General features: G+C 29.6%; 17 protein-coding genes and 1 other RNA gene. 8 read left to right on the top strand and 10 right to left on the bottom strand.

Translation table 11 applies throughout. The annotated features are described in order from the left end of the window. Positions 1-117 precede the first annotated feature (117 nt). Both H9I45_RS14355 and H9I45_RS14350 read left to right on the top strand, forming a co-directional pair. Complete coding sequence (locus tag H9I45_RS14355) at positions 118-1257, top strand: phosphoenolpyruvate carboxykinase (ATP) (protein WP_088354440.1); 1140 nt, start codon at positions 118-120, stop codon at positions 1255-1257. Continuing rightward, entirely contained in the window at positions 1247-2359 is a 1113-nt protein-coding gene (locus tag H9I45_RS14350) for a nucleotidyltransferase domain-containing protein (RefSeq protein ID WP_088354441.1), read from the top strand. Before H9I45_RS14355 ends, H9I45_RS14350 begins: the two co-directional genes overlap by 11 nt. On the opposite strand, the gene H9I45_RS14345 is transcribed toward H9I45_RS14350, so the two are convergent. Next, entirely contained in the window at positions 2334-3695 is a 1362-nt protein-coding gene (locus H9I45_RS14345) for a UDP-N-acetylmuramate--L-alanine ligase (RefSeq protein ID WP_088354442.1), read from the bottom strand. The two genes, H9I45_RS14350 and H9I45_RS14345, sit on opposite strands and share 26 nt — an antisense overlap. 169 nt (positions 3696-3864) lie before the next feature. On the opposite strand from H9I45_RS14345, the gene H9I45_RS14340 reads away from it, so the two are divergent. Continuing rightward, entirely contained in the window at positions 3865-10488 is a 6624-nt protein-coding gene (locus H9I45_RS14340) for an alpha-2-macroglobulin family protein (RefSeq protein ID WP_088354443.1), read from the top strand. Between the two features lie 93 nt (positions 10489-10581). After that, positions 10582-11064: a hypothetical protein gene (locus tag H9I45_RS14335; RefSeq protein ID WP_088354444.1), complete on the top strand. Its 483-nt coding sequence runs from the start codon at positions 10582-10584 to the stop codon at positions 11062-11064. Positions 11065-11157: 93 nt separating this feature from the next. On the opposite strand, the gene H9I45_RS14330 is transcribed toward H9I45_RS14335, so the two are convergent. The 3 genes from H9I45_RS14330 to H9I45_RS14320 are packed head-to-tail and all read right to left on the bottom strand — an operon-like array spanning position 11158 to position 13049. Further along, the gene (locus H9I45_RS14330) at positions 11158-11514 is read right to left on the bottom strand and encodes a TfoX/Sxy family protein (protein ID WP_088354445.1); all 357 of its coding nucleotides are present in this window, start codon (positions 11512-11514) and stop codon (positions 11158-11160) included. Between the two features lie 2 nt (positions 11515-11516). After that, on the bottom strand, positions 11517-12038 hold the full coding sequence (locus tag H9I45_RS14325) for a DUF4136 domain-containing protein (protein WP_088354446.1): 522 nt from the start codon (positions 12036-12038) through the stop codon (positions 11517-11519). 12 nt (positions 12039-12050) lie between these two features. Next, positions 12051-13049 carry a M28 family peptidase gene (locus H9I45_RS14320; protein ID WP_088354447.1) on the bottom strand — a complete coding sequence of 333 codons (999 nt, stop codon included), beginning with the start codon at positions 13047-13049 and terminating at the stop codon, positions 12051-12053. 132 nt (positions 13050-13181) lie between these two features. Between H9I45_RS14320 and kdsA the strand changes: the two genes are divergently transcribed. Together kdsA and H9I45_RS14310 are read left to right on the top strand one after the other, a co-directional pair. Continuing rightward, positions 13182-14000: a 3-deoxy-8-phosphooctulonate synthase gene (gene kdsA / locus H9I45_RS14315; protein WP_088354448.1), complete on the top strand. Its 819-nt coding sequence runs from the start codon at positions 13182-13184 to the stop codon at positions 13998-14000. A gap of 235 nt (positions 14001-14235) precedes the next feature. Further along, positions 14236-15189 (top strand): transglutaminase domain-containing protein, encoded by a 954-nt coding sequence (locus H9I45_RS14310; RefSeq protein WP_088354449.1) that lies wholly within the window; start codon positions 14236-14238, stop codon positions 15187-15189. Here the strand turns inward: H9I45_RS14310 and H9I45_RS14305 are convergent, their stop codons facing one another. After that, the gene (locus H9I45_RS14305; RefSeq protein WP_088354450.1) at positions 15190-15561 is read right to left on the bottom strand and encodes a DUF1801 domain-containing protein; all 372 of its coding nucleotides are present in this window, start codon (positions 15559-15561) and stop codon (positions 15190-15192) included. Between the two features lie 68 nt (positions 15562-15629). Between H9I45_RS14305 and H9I45_RS14300 the strand changes: the two genes are divergently transcribed. Next, on the top strand, positions 15630-16187 hold the full coding sequence (locus H9I45_RS14300; protein WP_088354547.1) for a hypothetical protein: 558 nt from the start codon (positions 15630-15632) through the stop codon (positions 16185-16187). Positions 16188-16204: 17 nt separating this feature from the next. Here the strand turns inward: H9I45_RS14300 and H9I45_RS14295 are convergent, their stop codons facing one another. From H9I45_RS14295 to H9I45_RS14280, 4 genes are all read right to left on the bottom strand, one after another. Continuing rightward, positions 16205-17071, bottom strand: a complete 867-nt coding sequence (locus tag H9I45_RS14295) for a mechanosensitive ion channel family protein (protein WP_088354451.1) — start codon at positions 17069-17071, stop codon at positions 16205-16207. 77 nt (positions 17072-17148) lie between these two features. Next, on the bottom strand, positions 17149-17373 hold the full coding sequence (locus H9I45_RS14290) for a DUF3820 family protein (RefSeq protein WP_088354452.1): 225 nt from the start codon (positions 17371-17373) through the stop codon (positions 17149-17151). Continuing rightward, the gene (locus H9I45_RS14285) at positions 17360-18565 is read right to left on the bottom strand and encodes an NAD(P)-dependent oxidoreductase (protein ID WP_088354453.1); all 1206 of its coding nucleotides are present in this window, start codon (positions 18563-18565) and stop codon (positions 17360-17362) included. The genes H9I45_RS14290 and H9I45_RS14285 overlap by 14 nt, the downstream gene beginning before the upstream one ends. A 58-nt stretch (positions 18566-18623) precedes the next feature. Further along, complete coding sequence (locus H9I45_RS14280; protein WP_088354454.1) at positions 18624-18839, bottom strand: hypervirulence associated TUDOR domain-containing protein; 216 nt, start codon at positions 18837-18839, stop codon at positions 18624-18626. A gap of 353 nt (positions 18840-19192) precedes the next feature. On the opposite strand from H9I45_RS14280, the gene ssrA reads away from it, so the two are divergent. Then, positions 19193-19587: a transfer-messenger RNA gene (gene ssrA / locus H9I45_RS14275) on the top strand. Positions 19588-19693: 106 nt separating this feature from the next. On the opposite strand, the gene H9I45_RS14270 is transcribed toward ssrA, so the two are convergent. After that, positions 19694-20635 (bottom strand): endonuclease/exonuclease/phosphatase family protein, encoded by a 942-nt coding sequence (locus H9I45_RS14270; protein WP_088354455.1) that lies wholly within the window; start codon positions 20633-20635, stop codon positions 19694-19696. Positions 20636-20668 lie beyond the last annotated feature (33 nt).

Below are 20668 nucleotides of genomic sequence, written 5' to 3'. Positions count from 1 at the left end.
GATAATTTAAAATTATCGCCTTTTGCTTTTATATATATTAAAAAAAATAAAAGCGACTCTTTTTTTCGGAACCTTTTTATTTTGAACAAGATTAGAAAATAAGTACCTTTATTCCTTATGAATACAGAGCCACATTTTTTATATAAAACTGTTGAAGGAAAAACTATAGTTTGGTTTGAAAAAAGCAACGAATACTTAATTTTAGAAAACACCACTGCAGATATTCTAAAAAGAATTAGTAAAGGGATTCCTGTAAATGAAATTGCTACTGCATTAAGTAAAAAACTATCTGTTCCTTTAGAAAAAGCAATTGATTTCGTTTTAGACTTAGAAAGTAAAATTTACGAACCAAAAACAGTTGTAGACCCAAGCTTAATTAATGATTATAGAGATATTAGAAAGCCAAAAGAATTCGAATACACAAAGTACTACAAAATAAACAACATTATTTTTAAGGTTGATTTTTCCACTGAATACGAATTGTATCTCGTACATCCAAAATTCGAGCATTTAGAAATCGAACATACCTTAGATTACAACTATAATTTTATCGTTTTTATAAATAATAACTTTGTTTTCTTTTATAATGATAAAGAGTTTATTGGAGCTTGGTCTAAGAAAGAAATTCATTTCTTTCAAGGAAAATTTTCTATGGAACTCATTCAGAAAATTCATCAAAAAGAAGAAAAAGAATGGCTAGGTGTTTTTCATGCTTCTGCAGTTTCTAATGGCGATAAAAGTATTTTATTTTGTGGCGATTCTGGTAATGGAAAAAGCACCTCTTTAGCACTTTTACAAGCAAATGGTTTTACCTGTTTAGCAGACGATTTTGTACCTCTAGATGCTAAAAATAAAGAAGTGTATAGTTTTCCTGCTTCCATATCAATTAAAAAAAACAGTGTAGAAACATTACTCCCAATATATCCTGAATTGGAGAAATCAGCAGAATACCATTTTAAAAGGTTGAATAAAATTGTAAGATATATAAAACCAAATAATTCTAATTTTTCTGCTCATAAAACTTGTGAAGATTTGGTCTTTATTAAATATGAAGAAAAAGCAGATTTACAGTATCAAAAAATATCTAAAATTGATGCTTTCCAACAACTTGTTCCAGATTCTTGGTTGTCGCCCATTAAACAAAATGCAGAAGCTTTTTTAAATTGGTTTTCTGCATTAAATTGTCATCAAATAACGTACTCAGATAACAAAAAAATGATTGCTACAGTTTCTAAAATATTTAATAATGAATTATAAAGAAACCTTATTTTTTGTAGCCAAATGTTTAACAATTTCTTTGGAAAAAAAAAATAAACACGAAGTTGAACAACAACTAAAAACCCAAGAAATAGCTTGGGATGCAGTTGTAAAAATAAGCACTGCCCATTATGTTTTTCCTACTTTGTATTGCAATTTAAAACGCGCTAATTTTCTATTGTATTTACCTGAAGAATTGGTGGAATACATGCAACATATCACCAATTTAAACAGAGAAAGAAACGAACAAATAATTTCGCAAGCAAAGGAAATAAACGAACTTCTACTTTCACATAACATTACGCCTATTTTTTTAAAAGGAACTGGAAATTTATTGGAAGGTTTGTATGAAGATATCGCAGAAAGAATGGTGGGAGATATCGATTTTATTTTCTCAAAAGAAGATTATCTTTATGCAATTGAGGTTTTAACTGCAAATAATTACGCTAAAGTAATAAAAAGCGATTATGATTTCCCTCAATTTAAACATTATCCAAGATTACAAAAAGAAAATAGAATTGCTGCTGTAGAAATTCATAAAGAGTTATTACTTGAAAAATATGCCAAAGAATTTAATTACAATTTTGTAAAAAAAACTGCACAAAATATAAATGGAATAACTGTAATGAGTTTTGAAAATCAATTGTCATTATCCATAATTGCAAAACAGATTAATGATGCAGGTTTTCATTATAAAAATATTGCTTTAAGAAATGCGTATGATGTTTTTTTACTTTCTAAGAAGACTACTGCAATAGATGCATTTCAGAAATTTGACACTTTACAAAATCCTTTAAATTGTTTTTTATCCATTTGCTACACTACTTTTAATAATGTAAATTCTTTAAACTACACTAAAACTCCAGAAACTAAAAAGTATTTAGCGATTTATAACGAACATCTTATAAATGAATCTAAAAGAAATTCTGATCATAAAAAAAAATCAACGGAACTTTTCTTAAAGAGTAGAATGTCTATTATCTATAAATCTATTTTTAACAAAGAGCACAGAAAATGGTTACTAAAAAGAATTACTGATAAAAACTGGCAACAAGAAAAATTAATTCAATTAGGTGTTAAGAAACCGAAACCAAACTCTTAACTTCCTCAAAATCTAAACCACCATAATTTCCAGAACTCATTAAAACAACTGCAGAATTCTCTAAATCTCTATTAAAAAGAAACTCTTTAAATTCTTGAGGATTTGTATAAATAATTAAATCTTCTCGTTCGAAAGCTTTAGCAATTTGTTCTTTTGTAACTTCTTCTAACTGCTTAATTTTTACAGCGTGTGGCGAATAAAAAACAACAGCATCGTCTGCTTTATCCAAAGCTCCTTTATACTCCGCTAAAAATTCTGCATTTAAACTAGAATAGGTATGCAATTCTAAACAAGCTAAAACTGTTCTATTAGAATATTGATTTTTAACAGCATTTGTAGTCGCAGAAACCTTGCTTGGAGAATGTGCAAAATCTTTAAAAATAACAGTAGAATTATTTTCTGCTATTTTCTCTAAACGTTTGCTAGCTCCTTTAAAATTGGCAATTGCTTCATAAAAATCATCCTCATCAATTCCCATGTGTTGGCAAATCCACTTTGCCCCTGCCAAATTCTGAAGATTGTGTTTTCCGAAAATTTCCAGTGGTAAATTTCCTTCTGAAGTTTCTAAATAAGTAATTCCGTTTTCAATAAAATGTTGTGGAGTTGTATATGCGTATTTTTTTATATGATTTGTAGATGATTCTACCACGTTTTTAACTTCAATATCCTCTTCATTATAGACCATACTTCCTCCATTTACCATGGAATCTGTGAAGATTTTAAACTGCTCCACATAATTTTCAAAAGTTGGAAAAACATTAATATGATCCCAAGCAATTCCACTTAACAATGCAATATTCGGTTTGTATAAATGAAATTTAGGACGCATATCTATTGGCGAACTCAAATACTCATCTCCTTCTAAAACAATAAAATCGTTTTCTTCTGTTAAATGCACCATCGTTTCAAAACCTTCTAATTGAGCACCAACCATATAATCTACCTCTTTATCGTGATAATTTAACACGTGTAAAATCATAGAAGTAATCGTTGTTTTTCCATGAGAACCACCAATAACAACTCTTGTTTTATTTTTGGATTGCTCATATAAAAACTCAGGATAAGAATAGATTTTTAATCCTAATTCTTGTGCTTTCAACAATTCTGGATTGTCCTTTTTAGCATGCATTCCTAAAATAATAACATCTAAATTAGTTGCTATTTTTTCTGGAAACCAACCAAATTCTTCTGGCAATAAACCATACTTTTCTAAACGAGATTTAGACGGATTGTGAATTGTATCGTCACTTCCTGAAACTTGGTATCCTTTTTGGTGTAAAGCTATAGCAAGATTGTGCATTGCGCTTCCGCCAATCGCAATAAAATGAATGTTCATCTAACAAAATTTAAAAAAGTAAAAATACAAAAGCTTTCAACAAAAATCATTATTTTAGAGGTAAACTCAACTAAAAAATAGTTTTACACACTAAAAAGTAACGTTCCCTAATTTAGGGTAGTTTTAAAACCTGATTTATGTTTGCTTTGTTACATAAAATCTTTTGATTATGAAAAACACAACAATAACTTTTCTATTAATGATCTTATTTTCTCTAACCACGAATTCTCAAAATAATTTTGACAAACTTTGGACAGAAGTTGAGAAATTTGAGGTTGATAACCTACCAAAATCAGCATTAAAAATTGTAGAAAAAATTTACAATTCAGCTACAAAAGAAAATAATTCTCCGCAAATTATAAAATCGCTTTTTTATAAAAGTAAATTTGCTTTAACGCTGGAAGAAGACGCGCAATTAAAGGTAATTAACAACTTTAAAGAACATATTTCTGAAAGCAGTTTTCCTACAAAAAATGTATTGCAAAACGTTTTAGCAAATTTGTATTGGCAATATTACACTCAAAATAGATACAAGTTTTATAATCGAACACAAACAGCAATTAAAGTAGATTCCACGGATTTTAGAACTTGGGATTTAAACACGCTTTTCGAAGAAATTCATACCTATTATAAAGCTTCACTTTCAAATGAAAAAGAGTTACAAAAAATAAAAGTGACTGAGTTTGCTGATATTCTTCAAATTCAGAAAGATGCCAAAACGATTAGACCAACATTATTCGATTTCTTGGCAAATAATGCTATGACATTTTATAAAACTTCAGAAAATTCTATTAATAAACCTGCCTATCAATTTAAAATTGATGCTCCCTCCTATTTAAGTGATCTTGATACTTTTTCCGATATAAAAATTGTTTCAAAAGATAGTTTATCACTTCAAATGAACGCGTTAAAAGTCTATCAAAAATTAATTTATTTTCATTTGACTGAAAACAACACAAATGCTTTGGCAGATATAGATGTTCAAAGACTTCAATTTGTGAATAATAATGCCACTTTTAATAATAAGGAAGCCATTTTATTAGCAACCTTAAAAACTTCAAAAGAAAAATTTAAAAATTTTGAAGCGAGTGGATTGTACGCTTTTGAAATTGCGAATATTTATAAAAATCAGGCGAATAATTATAATTCATCAAAAGAAAACAGATTCAAAAATAAAGATGCCATTGCTATTTGTAATGAAGTTATTAAAAAATTCCCAGAAAGTTTAGGAGCGAAAAAATGTACGGTTTTAAAATCTCAAATTGAGCAAAAAACAATTAATATTCGTGTTGAAAAGTTTATTCCTATTGATAAAAATTCAAGGTTAGAAATCAATTATAAAAATATAGATAATCTTTATTTTTCCGTTTATAAAATCAGTAAAAAAGATATTCTTACATTAAATAAAACCTATAAAAGTGAGGATAAAATAAAATATATCAGCAAATTAAAATCTTCAGAAAATTGGAATAACAACCTAAGAAACGAAAACGATTATTTACAACATACCACAGAAATTATTGTTCCGAAATTAAAAAACGGGTTGTATTTAATAGTGACTTCCGATGAAAAAGAACTGAGTGAAAAAGCTATTTTTGGAACAACTACCATTCAAGTTACGGATTTAACTTTAGTTCAGAATACGTTTAACAACATTCATAATTACCAAATTGTAGATCGTAATAATGGAGAACCAATTAAAAATGCAGAAATTCATTTGCATAATGAACGAAAACAAAGAGGTGCTTATATCAATAAAAAATTAATAACGGATAAAAATGGTTTTGCATCTTATAAAAGCAATACCTATTATCAAAATGTGGAAATTTCTGTAAAAACAAAAAATGATATTGCAAATTTTGGAAACCAGTATTTACGAGAAAATAACAGAAATAATAGCACTCAAAAAGCAAAAACATTTATAAAACCGTTTATTTTTACAGATAGAAGTATTTACAGACCAGGACAAACTGTTTATTTTAAAGCAATTGTAATAAAAAAACAAGGAGAAAATTCTGAAATTTTCAAAAATGAATTTGTGAAAATTGTTCTTAAGGACGTAAATAATCAAGAGGTAAAAGAATTAAATTTAAAATTGAATGAATTTGGTTCTATTGCTGGCGAATTTATCTTACCAAATAATGGATTAACAGGCAATTTTAGCATTTCTGTTGATGAAAGTCTAGAAGAAGATAGTAGTGAATATTACAGATTCGATTATAATAATTCTGTTACTATTTCTGTTGAAGAATACAAAAGACCAAAATTTGAAACCGACTTTAAACCCATTACAGAAACTTTTAAAATCAACGATTCTGTAACTATTAAAGGATTCGCAAAAGCATTTTCTGGAGCTACAATTACAGATGCAAAAGTGGTGTACAGAGTACATAGAAAAGTACAATATCCAAGTTGGTATTATTGGTACAGACCAAGACCAACTTCTTCTTCGCAAGAAATTACAAACGGAGAAACCATTACTGATGCTTCTGGAAATTTTTCTATAAAATTTAAAGCTTTGGCAGACGAAAGTGTTTCCAAAGAAAATTTACCCGTTTTTACTTACGAAATTACAGCTGATGTTACTGATGTAAATGGTGAGACTCGAAGTGCAACAAGCACTGTAAAAGTTGGATACCATTCTTTATTAGCAACCATTTCTATGGATGAAAATATTGATAAATATTCTAATGAAAATAAATTAAAAATAGAAACAAATAATTTAAACGGCGAATTTTCTCCTGCAAAAGGAATTCTTAAAATATATAAGTTACAAGCACCCAAAAACCCGCAAAGAAAAAGACCTTGGAGTGTACCTTTTTATCAAGATATCTCTGAGAATATGTTTCGAAAACTTTTCCCAAATGAAGCTTATTCAGAAAATGAAATGGAAGAGAAAAACTGGAAAAAGGGAAAACTTGTTTTTAGCACCAATTTTAATACGGAAAAGGAGAAAGAAATCAGCCTAAAAAATATTGACAAATGGGTTTCTGGAAAATATATTGTTGTTTTAGAAAGTGAAGACAAATTCGGACAAGCAGTAAAAGACGAAAAACGATTTTCGTTGTTTTCTACGAATGATAAAAAAGTGCCTGATAATAAATTATTCATCATAAATACCGATAAAACAATATATAAAATCGGAGACGAAATTTTGCTTCAAGTAGGTTCTGCTTCGAAAGATATTACAATTGTGGTTCAAATTGAAAAGAATCATAAAATAGTAAAAACGCATTTTATTCATTTAAACGACAGAATAAAAACGTTAAAAATTCCTATTGAAAAAGAAGACCTTGGTGGTTTTGCGATTAAATATCATTTTGTAAACTACAATTATTTCGAAAGTGGAAACCTACCTATTAACATTCCAGAAATTATAGAAAATATAAAAATTGAAACCAATATTTTTAGAGACAAATTACAACCTGGAGTAGAACAAACTTGGAGTTTTACGATTAAAGACGATAAAAATGACGCAATTGCATCCGAAGTTTTGGCTTCTATGTACGATGCTTCTTTAGATCAATTTAAGAGTCATAATTGGTCTTTTAATCCAATTACTCCAAAACGTACTTATTATTCATATCAAACGAGTTTTGCAAATTATAGTTTTGGGACGAATAATTTTAATATTCAGAATAATAGTAGGCGATATTATGGTTTTCCAAGTACGAATTACACTAATTATAATTGGTTTGGGTTTAGTTTGAACAATAACAGCTGGTTAAATAGAACTTACTTAAGACAAATAGAACGAAAACTAAATAACACTCGAAAAGATTTTGATGGAACTGTAAGTGGTTTTGTTGGTGACGAAAATGGAGAGCCTTTACCAGGCGTTTCCATTTCTATAAAAGGCACTGTATTTGGCACAGAAACAGATTTCGATGGAAATTATTCTTTAAAAATAAAAAAAGGAGATGTTTTAATTTTTAGTTATTTAGGTTACAAAAGTGAAGAAAAAATTATTAAAACTTATAATGATTTAGATGTAAAATTAAATGAAGATGCCAACCACTTAGATGAAGTTGTTGTGACTGGCTATGGAATGCAAAAGAGAAAAGCTGTAACTAGCTCTGCTATTGTCGAAGCAGAAAGTGTTGTTATGGATTCTGAATTGTTAGATGGAAAAGTTTCTGGAGTGAGTATAAATAATGAAAATACCGAAAATATAAGGTTAAGAGGTTTGTTTAATAGTTCTGATGGAGCTATTCCATTATACATTGTTAATGGAAAGGAAATTACAATGGAGAAAGCACAGGAATTAAATCCAGCAGATATTTTAGAACTAAACGTTTTAAAAGACTCTGAAGCCACTTCACTTTATGGTTCAAAAGGTGCGAATGGAGTTATTGTAATAACTACTAAAAACGGAATTGACGATCAATTATCGCAAGTAAAAGCAAGAACAAACTTTAATGAAACTGCTTTCTTTTATCCTCAATTGAGAACCGATAAGAATGGTAAAGTCAGTTTTACGTTTACAATGCCAGAAGCTTTAACTAGATGGAAGTTGCAATTATTGGTACATACAAAAGGGTTAAAATCGGCAACAAAAACATTGCAAACAGTTACTCAAAAAGAATTGATGGTTGTGCCAAATGCGCCACGTTTTTTAAGAGAAGGAGATAAAATTACTTTATCAGCAAAAGTTACAAATCTTACAAATAATCAATTATCTGGTTTTGCAAAACTAATTTTAACTGATGTAATTACAGGAAAAGAAATAAATAGTGAATTAGAAAATACAAATTCTAACAAAAATTTCTCTGTTGACAAAGATGGAAATACGAATGTTTCTTGGAATTTATCAATTCCTGAAACTGTGCAAGCTGTACAATATAAAATTGTGGCAAAAGCTGGTGATTTTTCCGATGGAGAACAAAATGTTTTACCTGTTTTATCGAACAGAATGTTGGTTACAGAAACGCTTCCAATGTGGATTCGTTCCAACCAAACGAAAACTTTTACGTTAGATAAACTAAAGAGTTCTTCTTCTTCTTCTTCAACATTAAAAAACCACAAATTAACTTTAGAATTTACTTCAAATCCTGTTTGGTATGCGATTCAATCTTTGCCATATTTAATGGAATATCCTCATGAATGTGCAGAACAAACATTTTCGAGATATTACGCAAATACTTTAGCGAGTTTTGTGGCGAATTCAAATCCAAGAATTCAAGATGTTTTTAATGCTTGGAAAAATTCGGATGCTTTATTGTCTAACTTGGAGAAAAATCAGGAATTGAAATCGCTAATAATTCAGGAAACACCTTGGTTAAGAGATGCACAATCGGAAACTGAACAAAAGAAAAGAATTGCATTATTATTCGATTTGAATAAAATGAAAAATGAGCAGGAAAAAGCCATTAATAAATTACAAGATATTCAAATGAGTTCTGGCGGATTTCCATGGTTTAAAGGGAGTAGATATGAAAATATTTATATGACACAACATATTGCTTCAGGATTTGGCCATTTACAAAAATTGGGAGTTACCAATTTTAATGCTTCCACCAGAAAAATGATTGAAAAAGCCGTTCAATTTTTAGACAAAGAACTTTTAGAAAATTATCAAAAATTGTTGGAAAGAGCAGAGATTATCAAACAAAAAGCAAAAACGAAAAAAGAAGGAGAAAAACAATACAACGCCTATTTAGCAAAGAATAATTTGAATTATTTTACAATTCAGTATTTGTATATGAGAAGTTTTTATGACGCTATTTCTATGAATTCTGAAACTAAAAAAGCAAACGACTATTATATGAATCAGTCTGCAATATATTGGAAAGACTATAATTTGTATGCAAAAGGGCAAATTGCTTTATCCCTTTTTAGAGACAATCAAAAAACAGCTTCCAACAAAATAGTAGCTTCTTTAAAAGAGACAAGTATTAGTTCTGATGAATTAGGAATGTATTGGAAAGAAAACAAAGCTGGTTATTATTATTACCAAGCGCCTGTGGAAACGCAAGCATTAATGATTGAAGTTTTCTCTGAAATTGAAAATGACGTCTCAATAATTGATAATTTAAAAATCTGGTTGCTAAAAAACAAGCAAACAAATCGTTGGAAAACAACAAAAGCAACTACAGAAGCAGTATATTCTTTATTATTAACTGGAAAAGATTGGGTGTCTGTAACAGAAATGGCAACCATTAAAGTTGGCAAAAAAACAATCGATCCATCGAAAATGGAAGATGTAAAAGTGGAAGCTGGAACTGGCTATTTTAAAACCTCTTGGAATGGTGCAGAAATAACTCCAGAAATGAGCGAAATTACCATCAACAAAAAAGGAAATGGAATTGCTTGGGGAGGTTTGTATTGGCAATATTTTGAAGATTTAGATAAAATTACTTCAGCAGAAACTCCTTTAAAATTGAACAAGAGATTGTTTAAAAAAGTGAACTCAGATTCTGGTAAAAAATTAGAAGAAATCACAAAAAACACTAGTTTAAAAATCGGTGATTTGGTAACTGTAAGAATAGAATTACGTTCGGATAGAAATATGGAATTCATTCACATGAAAGACATGAGAGCTTCTGGTTTAGAGCCAATTAATGTAATTTCTAAATACAAATGGCAAGATAATTTAGGCTATTATGAAAGCACAAAAGATGCATCAACCAATTTCTTTTTTGACAGATTACCAAAAGGAATTTATGTGTTCGAATACGATTTAAGAGTAAATAATGCTGGTAATTTTAGCAATGGAACAACCACTATACAAAGTATGTATGCTCCTGAATTTAGTAGTCATTCTAAAGGTGTTCGTTTAAATGTGAATAATTAAAATCCATTTGTAGTAATTAATATTTTAAATGAGTTCATTTCAATGGAATAATACATCTAATTTTGTCATTCAATCAAAAATGAAATATAAATTATGAAAAAAACACTTTTAATTATCGGTCTTATAGTAGCTGGAGCATTTTCGGCAAACGCACAAGATATTTCTAAAAATGCAATTGGTTTGCGTTTGGGAGATAATGATGGTTTTGGAGGAGAAATTTCTTACCAAAGAGCGTTAGGAGATAATAACAGATTAGAAATTGATTTAGGTTTAAGAGACAACAAAAATTACGACGGTTTTAAAGCTACAGCTATTTACCAATGGGTTTGGAATATAGATGGTGGTTTTAACTGGTACGCAGGTGTTGGTGGTGGTTTAGGAAACTACAGTAGTAAAAGTGATAATGGAAATTTTTCTGAAACTTTTGTTTTCGCTGCTGGTGATGTTGGAATCGAGTACAACTTTCCAACTGCCCCAATCTTACTTTCTTTAGATTTAAGACCAGAGTTTGGTTTTGGAAACAACTTTAACGATTACGATAATGATATTGCTTTTAGTATCAGATATCAATTTTAAGAATAACTATTAAAAACTTTAAATCCCTTTAAATTAATTTTTAAAGGGATTTATTTTTTGCAATAGAGCATGCTCTATTGTTTTTCTGTTATATTACTTTTTGGTAGTTTTTCTCTTCTTACTTGCTTTTGCAAACGGATTAAAATCCAATGCTAATTGCAACCAGTAATGTAAATTTTCATCTAAATCGATGGCTTCATCAGAAAGAAAAACGAAACCTTTCATTGGTCTACCAGTAAAATTCATTTTATTACAGCCCTCTTTTAATAGTGAAGCTTCATAAATATCTGGATTAATCCTTGCCATAATCTCGTCTTTATTTACACCTACAAGCATTTTATCATCTACTTTAAAAAGTAAACCTCCCATCATTTTTTTAGTTTCAAAAGGCACACTTTTTTCAACCAAAAACTGAGAAACTCTGTCTGCTAAAAATTCGTTGTATGCCATTATTATTTTCTTTTTGGTGGATATTTTGCCAAAATTTTCTGAATTACATCTGTTAAATACAACTCTCTTTCTGCTGGTTTTCTTTTTTCTTTAATTGTTGAAATTAAAGAACCTTCCCAAAAAAGTTCGTTTGTTTTTGCATTTACAAATTCAATAATAAGCTCTTCATTTAGTTTTTTTCCTCCAATAGGAATGCCTCCAGAAATACCGAATCCGCCATTTCTACCTCCACTTCCAATACCAATACCTATCGTATTTCTGTTTTGTGCTTCAGTTACTTTTGCTGTTATATTGACGAAAAAGTCTGGGTTCTCCACTTTCACAAAACCAGATTTCGATAATTCGTTTTCTAAAATTGCAGTCGTTCTTTTTACATCGAATTCATTAAAACCACTTCCAACATCTTCAAAAAAATGAAAAGTTTTAAATTGAGAAAAATCTGTTTTATCATCATAATCGTAGACAACCTTCGATGTTCCACAACTCATCAACAATAACAAAAAGAAATATTTTATAGACTTCATTATTACTTTTTTCTATTTTTTAATTACAACTCTTGTTGGCGTATCTTTTCCATTAATAATACTTTCAGTTCCTTTCGCAACTGCCTGAATCGTTTGTGTAATTACTGTAATATTTAAGGTTTCTGCTTCATCAGAAACCTTGTGATAATCTTTATCTACATCAATTGGTGTTGTAGAAAAAGTGTGAGATGGAACTCCCAAACGTGCCAAAGAAGCATTGTCGGATCTAAAAAACAAATTAAAATTCTTATAAGGATCTGGAAATAACTGGTATCCAGTTCCTACTAAATTTTTCTGAATTATTTTTCCAAAATCAGAACGCTCAAAACCTGTTAACCAAGCAGTATTTGGACCGAAACTTGGGGTTTTTCCAATCATTTCTAAGTTAATTCCTGCAACAAATTTGCTGGCATCAATTCCCTTTCCAAAATGTGTAGAACCAATTAAACCCATTTCTTCTGCAGTAAAAGCAGCAAAAACTATCGTTCTTTCGTTACCAACTTTTTTAAAATATTTTGCCAATGCTAAAACACCAGTTACACCAGAAGCATCGTCGTTTGCACCATTAAAAATCAAGTCTCCTTCTCCACTCTTTTTCATTCCCAAATGATCGTAATGTGCAGAAACAATTACATATTCGTCCTTTTTACTCTTCCCTTCTAAAACGCCAATAATATTACTAGAAGTAATATCTTCACCAGTTCTTCTATTTTTAAAAGTAAAAGTTTGTCTATAATCTTCTAATTCTCCAAAAGTAGATAAACCCAAATTTTTAAACTCATTTTCTATATAAACAGCCGCTTTTTCTATTCCTGGAGTTCCAGATTTTCTTCCTTCCATATCATCAGAAGCCAAAGTGTATAAATGTTTTCGAACCAAATTAGAGTCTATAAAAACCTCACTTTTAGCACTTAAACCATCTTTTCCCCTAACTCCATCTTTTCCTTTTTTTGAAATAACACAACTAAACATTACTGTTAGCATTAAAAAACAACCAATTATTTTTTTCATTTTAAATCTATTTTTAGACTATAAATATAGTTATTTAAATTATAAATAATCTTCGGACACTTATTTTAAAAACTAAATAGAGCAACTATTTAAACGCTAAAAATTTGTGTATTTTTGTCAAAAATTATACAAATGGACTTATCTCTTATACCAAACATAAAACACACAAATTCTAACAACTTCTTTTTATTGGCTGGGCCTTGTGCGATTGAAAGTGAAGAAATGGCTTTAAGAATTGCAGAAAAAGTAATTACAATTACTAATAAACTAGAAATTCCTTATATTTTTAAAGGAAGTTTTAAAAAAGCAAACAGAAGTAGAATCGATAGTTTTACAGGAATTGGAGATGAAAAAGCATTAAAAATCCTAAGAAAAGTTTCGGAAACCTTTAATGTACCAACAGTTACAGACATTCACGAAGTTTCAGATGCTATAAAAGCTGCAGCATATGTAGATATTTTACAGATTCCTGCCTTTTTGGTACGTCAAACAGATTTGGTGGTTGCTGCTGCAAAAACAGGTAAGGTTGTCAATTTAAAAAAAGGGCAATTTATGAGTCCTGCTGCTATGAAACACGCCGTTCAAAAAGTAAAAGATGCAGGCTCAAACAAAGCATGGATTACAGATAGAGGAACCATGTTTGGCTACCAAGACATGATTGTCGATTTTCGTGGAATCCCAGAAATGCGTGAATTCGCACCTACTATTTTAGATGTTACACATTCATTACAACAACCAAATCAAACTGCTGGAGTTACAGGTGGAAGACCAGAAATGATTGAAACCATTGCCAGAGCTGGAGTTGTTAACAATGTAGATGGTTTATTTATCGAAACACATTTCGATCCTGCAAACGCAAAATCTGATGGCGCAAACATGTTGCATTTAGACAATTTAGAAAGCTTGTTAACCAATTTAGTTGCCATTCGTAAAACAATAAATAATTTATAGATTAATTTTAAAAAATTTTTGGGCGTTTTAACGGGCTTTCCATTATATCTTTTTGCTAAAAAAAGCAAAAAGGATGCCATTTCAATCCCTAACGCACTTACTCAATCCCAATAAAAACAATATTTAGACCCTTAAGGTTTTCAAGACCTAAAGGGTTTCTTTTTTGAAGAAACCTCAAACAAACAAATTAAGGGCACAATAATTGTTTCTATAAAGTTGTTTACGTTTTATAATTATGAAATATCTTCTTACTTTCTTTTTATTAATTTCAATAGCTACAAACTCTCAAGATTTTGCAGAAGTAGATGCTAAAGTCACAAAATATCCACGTTATTCTAAAGTGGAAGATTTAGCAAATAAAATCGATAAAGATTTTTCAAAAAAAGAAGAAAAAGCAAGAGCTGCTTTTTTTTGGTTGGCGAAAAATATTCGTTATAATTTAAAAGAATTTTACAATCCAAGACAAAGAAGTATTCGTTTTAGCTATTTTTCCGAGGAAGAAAAAAAGCAAAAATTACAAGCCGCAAAAGACAATTTAGTTGCTGCTATGTTTAAAACAAAACAAGGTGTTTGCGAAGAATATGCACAGTCTTTTAAAAAAATCTGCGATTTACTAGGTCTAGAATCCGAAGTTATAAAAGGATATGTAAGAAACATTCCCAATGAAATAGGGAAACCAGCAAATGCTACAAACCATGCTTGGAACGCCGTAAAACTAAATGGAAAATGGATTATTTTAGACGCAACTTGGGCTGCAGGTTACGAATATAATGGAAAATGGATCCGAAAATTTAACGATTACTTTTATAACATTCCAAAAAATAAAATTTTTAAAACTCATTTCCCTGATGATTCTTTATGGGTTCTACGTTTTGGCAGAATGTCTTTATCTGAATTTTACAACCAGCCTATTTATGGACACAATTTTTTAAACTCGGATATTGAGCTACTTTCTCCAAAAAATGGAATTATTAAAGTTGAAAGAGTTGAAAATATTGTTTTAAAGTTTAAGAACTTAGCTTTAAGCTCTTCTATCATTTATAATTTTAGAGGGTATAAATATGCACAAAAAGCAGTTTTAAAAATAGAAAATGGAATTACAATTTTATCAATTCCTAAGCCCAAAAAAAATTCTGAATTATATTTGTACTTGAATAATGAAGTTGCGCTTCAGTTTAAGACGAGGTAATTAGTTTCTTTTGTAAAACCCTTTATCTTTTAGTAAATGTGCTTCTTCTAAAACAGACAACAAGACTTCTTCATTTACATCTTCCACACTAAAATATCTTAAAGATTTTATTACTTTTCTATTTTCTGTAATTAAAAGTTCGTTGTATTTTGTTAAATGTGCAGAAGCCCAAAAACCAACATCTACATACCCTTTCTTTTTGGATACATTCAAATAACAAAAAGGTTTTTCATCTAAATAATAAAAAGGCATTTTCCATTTAAACTGTAAATCGACTTCTGGAAAACTGGTTTCAATTAAAATTTGCAAATGCAATAAAATCGATTTAAAAGGTTCTGGTTGTTTTAAAATGTATTCTTCTGCTGGTTTCATATTCGTGGAAGTAAATATTCATTTTGTATATTTACGAAAGTTATAAAAATTCTGAATATAATTCTCTTATGCACGATAATTTCTCTGTAAACTTTTCTCTTAAAGGAATCACAAGTATTTTAATTGGTTTTTACCTTTTAGGAGCTGCTTATGTAATTGAATATATTTTAGATGGTTTTCTTATTGAAGGCAATGCTCTTGGGATGTTATCGCCACAATTAGTCGAATTTTTAATTATAGGAATCGCATTTATTGTATTCTTATTTTCTTCATTAGCATTCTTTTTTAGAGGGAAGAGATTGGCAAAAAGATTCCAATATGCATTGTGGAATCATAAAACAAAAACTGCTTTCTGGAAATATTTTATATCTATTTGTATTATTTTTTTAGTTTTATATCTACTAAAAGAACAAGGGTATATCGATTTTATTACACCTGTTTTTTTACTTTTATATGGAGTTTTACTTTTCTTATTCAGAAATAAAGAAAACAAGAATTATCTTATTTTACCTGCACTATGCCTTGTTTTAGGTGGATTGTGTTTTTTAATTCCGAGTTATTGGTATTCTTCACTTACCATTCTTGGAATTGCACATATTACTTACGGAGTTGTAGTTCGCAATTGATTTTATTAAATTTTCTTTTATTTATTAAAAACTTCGTAAGCCGCAGATGCAACCTCTACTTTTCCATTAGACCCTTTGATTGAAGTTAGAATTTTATCAAATAAAATAGATTTTGTTCCTCTTCTAGATTTATAATCTACCACATATCTTAACGTAAACGTTATCCAATTTTCATCAAAAACCATCGTTATCATTGGTTTTACTCTGGCGTTTTCTAAGCTGTAAGTACCAATCATTTTATTCCATGCAACTTGAGAAGTTTCAGAAAAATCACCAACTTCTTCTTTTAAAATATCGTAGAATTTCTCTTTTGCATATTGATAATCGCCATCAGTTTTAATTGGAATTGTAATCTCATCCCACAAAAAAGGAAAATCTCCAGAATAATTATAAACAGGTTCTTTAAATATAAAACTGTTGGCAACTCGCACCATTTTACCATTGTATAAATCGCCATTTACCCAATCGCCAATTTCCATTAACGTGGTTCTTAAAATACCAATATCAATAACGTCTCCTTTAATTCCACCTAGTTTTACACGATCTCCAACTTTATAAAAATTACTTGTAAAAATGGCTATGTAACCAGCAATACTCACAATTATTTCTTGCAAAGCAAACGCAATTCCTGCTCCTGCAACTCCTAAAGCTGTTCCAAATCCGGAGAGTTTTGCATTAAAAATTAGCATAATTCCAATAACAAAAATGATGTAGCCTAAAAAGTTGACAAACTTTCTCATTTTATATTTAGAAGCATTGTCTGTTGCTAATTTTGTAGCTCCTTTTTGAGCCATTTTTATAACGATGTAAACAACAACAAAAAGTAGAAATACTGATGCTATGTTTACAAAAATAGGATTGTCGAATAATTGGTCAATATTCATTTTAAAATATAGTTTATAATAATCTTATAGTAGATTGCTTGTAGTAAAAATACTCTTTATTTGTTTCAAAAATAAAACTATTTAATTTTTCGAATAATATCTTCCAAACCATTCAATTGCAACTCATAAACCAATTGCATTTGTAAACCCAATTTTCCTTTAGGAAAACCTTTAGTTCTATACCAAACAATATAATGTTCTGGTAAATCAATTAAAAACCTGCCTTTGTATTTTCCAAAAGGCATTTTCATTTTTGATAAATCAATCAGAAATTGTCTATTTTGAAGATTATTCTCTTCCATCTACATAATCTTGTAAGTAAGAAAAACGTTCTGTCAGTTTTCCGTTTTCTGTCATTTTTGCACGTTCTAAAACGCCATCTTTATCATTATTGAAAAAAGCCGGAATTACATTTTCTAAAAACATTTCTCCAAAACCTTCACTTGCATCTTTGGGTAATTCACAAGGTAAATTATCTACTGCCATAACTACAATAGCATTATCATCTTTAAAATTTACTTCGGTTTCTGTTCTTGGATTGTAACCATAAATTGGTTCTGCAATTGTAGATGGTCTAATGGTTGAAGCTACTGGCCCATCAATATCACAAGAAATATCTGCAACAAACTTTATATTAAAATCTGCAGATTTTGCATCTTCTCTTGTAAATAAATAAGGTGCTCCATCTCCATAAAAATGTCCAGCAATAAAAAAGTCTGTCACTTTTGCAAAGCGCATAAAGTTAGATTCATATTTTTCTGGATGGTTATAAAAATCGGAATTATCTATAACTTTACCATCTTTGCGTTTGTTATAATCTAGAACATCTGCTAAACAATATACTGGCTCTTGGTAAGTATTGTTTAAATATTCTTCGGTTGTAACTTCTAAAATATTCATAGCATCTAACATTTCTTTGGCTCCATAAGCTACTTTTCCATTTCCTGTTAAAAGAATTTTAATGTTAGAAAGTTCTATTTTTTGAAGTTGTTCTATTAATTCTTGCTGACTGTCTAAAATTTCTGCTTTTGGTAATTGAAAAGCGCCACTTTTTAAACCAATGGCTCTAAAACCATTATAAGCACCAACAATTCCTGCATAACGTCCAAAACCAATTAAACGTGCGCCATTTTCTTTTACGATAGTTTCGTGGTCGAATAATTCGATTTTCTTGTCTAAAATTGCGTTTAGCAAATCTCTATTATAAGGTTGCTTTTTAATAGTGTGACTAAAGAAAAAGTATTTTTTATTCGGAATTAAATTATCTACAGGCACTTCTTTTACACCAAATAAAACATCGCAATCATCCATTTTTTCAGATACTTGTATTCCTTCGCTTTTGTAAGAATCATCTGAAAAAACTCGAATATCTGAACTTTCAACTTTCAAAATTGCTTTTGGAAATTGTTCTTGAAATTCTTTTAATTTCTGTGGAGAAAATACAACTCTTCTATCTGGTGGGTTTTTGCGTTCTTTAATAATACCAAACTTCATATATATTTTTTTAATTGGTTCGAAGATATTCGTTTTTTAAGGCTCTTGCAACTATATTTTATGAATCTGCTCTACTTACTTCACTCTCAAGTTTTAAAACATAATCGCCATCTTTTTGCTTGATGTATAATGCTTTATTTCCTTCTTCTCCATTTCTGGTAACTTCTGTTTCTTTAATTGTTTTGGTGGTTTCTTTTATATAGGTTTCTTCTACTTTGCCTTCTGCTGTTCCACTACCCCATTTCCAAGTTACTTTTGTTCCTTTTTTAATCATACTTTTTATTTTTTTTGAAGTCTAAAGTTAATAATTAATTCTGTTTTTTTGTCTTAATTATTCTTTAAAACTAACGTTGTTAAACTTATAACTTTTTGTACTTTTGCAGACCGCGTTAAGGATAGAGCGACCTGTTTGAGTTCTTTTGTGAAATGGTAATGGAACAAAAAACGAGTAGCGAAAGCCTGCCTTTAGTTTTAAATGCTTTTAAAACAAAGGAACGCCCAAATTATTGGTATTGTTTTTGATTAAATAATAGTGTTCTTTGAAAAAATAAAATGAAGTTTGATGTGATGCTGAAATAAATTTAGCATTGATTCGATTACGCAAATTAAGTTTTGCTATTTCATTAAGGGGACGACTGGTTTTGACAGCAAGGACAGTGAATTTGTAAGCATATCGAGTTATGAAATAACACTCGTTAAACCTAATTTCAACTTTTTAAACGGCGAAGATAACTACGCTTTAGCTGCATAATCTGAATTAATAGTAAGATTAGCCTCGGCACACAAGGTGTGCAAGCTTTATGTCCACGAAAAGCCTTGGTTTATGGCGTTTCACTTTTGGGCATCGTAAAAATAAACATAGAAAACCTGTAGCTTTGGCGGGTTTTTGAAACTAAAGAAGATAAGTTTAAAGTGGATTGTTCTTAATCAGCTTTAGATCGAAAATTAAATAAGAACTAAATATGTAGAAAGCTTTTTGGCTGCTTGTTTGGACCCGAGTTCGATTCTCGGCGTCTCCACTTTTAACTCTGTAAATTACTGATTTACAGAGTTTTTATGTTTTTTATACATATCAGTTGGTTCCGTTTAAATAATAAATTTTAGAAAATTATTTTTAAGTCTTATTTATTAGTTGGCAAGTTGAAATGTAGTGACAACAATACCATGATCTGATGGATAAAGAATTTCTTTATTATTAATTTTAAAAGGCTCATTAAAGAATACCTTAAATGATTCTGATTTAATAGCTTTTAACTTATGATTTTTATAAAAAATGTAATCTATACGATGGTTGTCGTTTATCCCTTTGGTATGCCAAGTAATTCCAGGATGGGTAACAGGGTTAGGATTTAATTTTCTGTAAGTATCAATTAACCCAATATCTTCTAATATTTTGGTAGCGTACCAAGGCACAATTAATCCGTTATGAATGGCTTTAGTTTCTGCTCCCCAATCTAAATGAGATGGTGTATTTAAATCTCCTCCAAAAATCATAGGAATAGAATCGGCTTGTGAAGCATACTTTTTAATATTGGGCAATACTTTTTGAATCATTTTGTATTTAGCTTCCGATTTTTCCCACTCTAAAAGTTCCTCTACAGACATTCCTAGTTCTTCAGGTTCATCTGCCCATGGTAAATAATGAAACCAATTGGAAAATACATTTATTTTTTGACCATTAACTATTATTTCTCTTCCTCCTAAATAAAAATCATTTTCAGTATCAATACGTTCTCCAAAAGGGAATTTTGAAAAAATAGATAAATTGGTTCCTTTATTATCTAAAGCAGTCCCATTAGGAGCAATTAAATGAAAGTTATAGCCTAAGGAAGCTGCGATCATTTTACCAGAGCCATAGGTTTCTACCATTAAAATAATATCTGGGTCTATTTCTTTGATAATATTTACAACATTTTTTGCACCATTTTCAATATCGTTTCCCCCATGTAGAATATTCCAAGCCATTACTTTAAACGTAAATAACTCTTCTTTATTCGATACTTTTTTTACTTGCTGATTACAGGAAGAAAAACAGAACAATAATGCTACAAAATATAATATATGTTTCATAATTTAATACTTATTTTTTTTTAATCTCATCTG

Source organism: Polaribacter haliotis, from assembly GCF_014784055.1.
Taxonomy (GTDB): domain Bacteria; phylum Bacteroidota; class Bacteroidia; order Flavobacteriales; family Flavobacteriaceae; genus Polaribacter; species Polaribacter haliotis.
The sequence above is the reverse complement of the archived record's forward strand: the minus strand, read 5'-3'. Positions and strand labels throughout refer to the sequence as shown.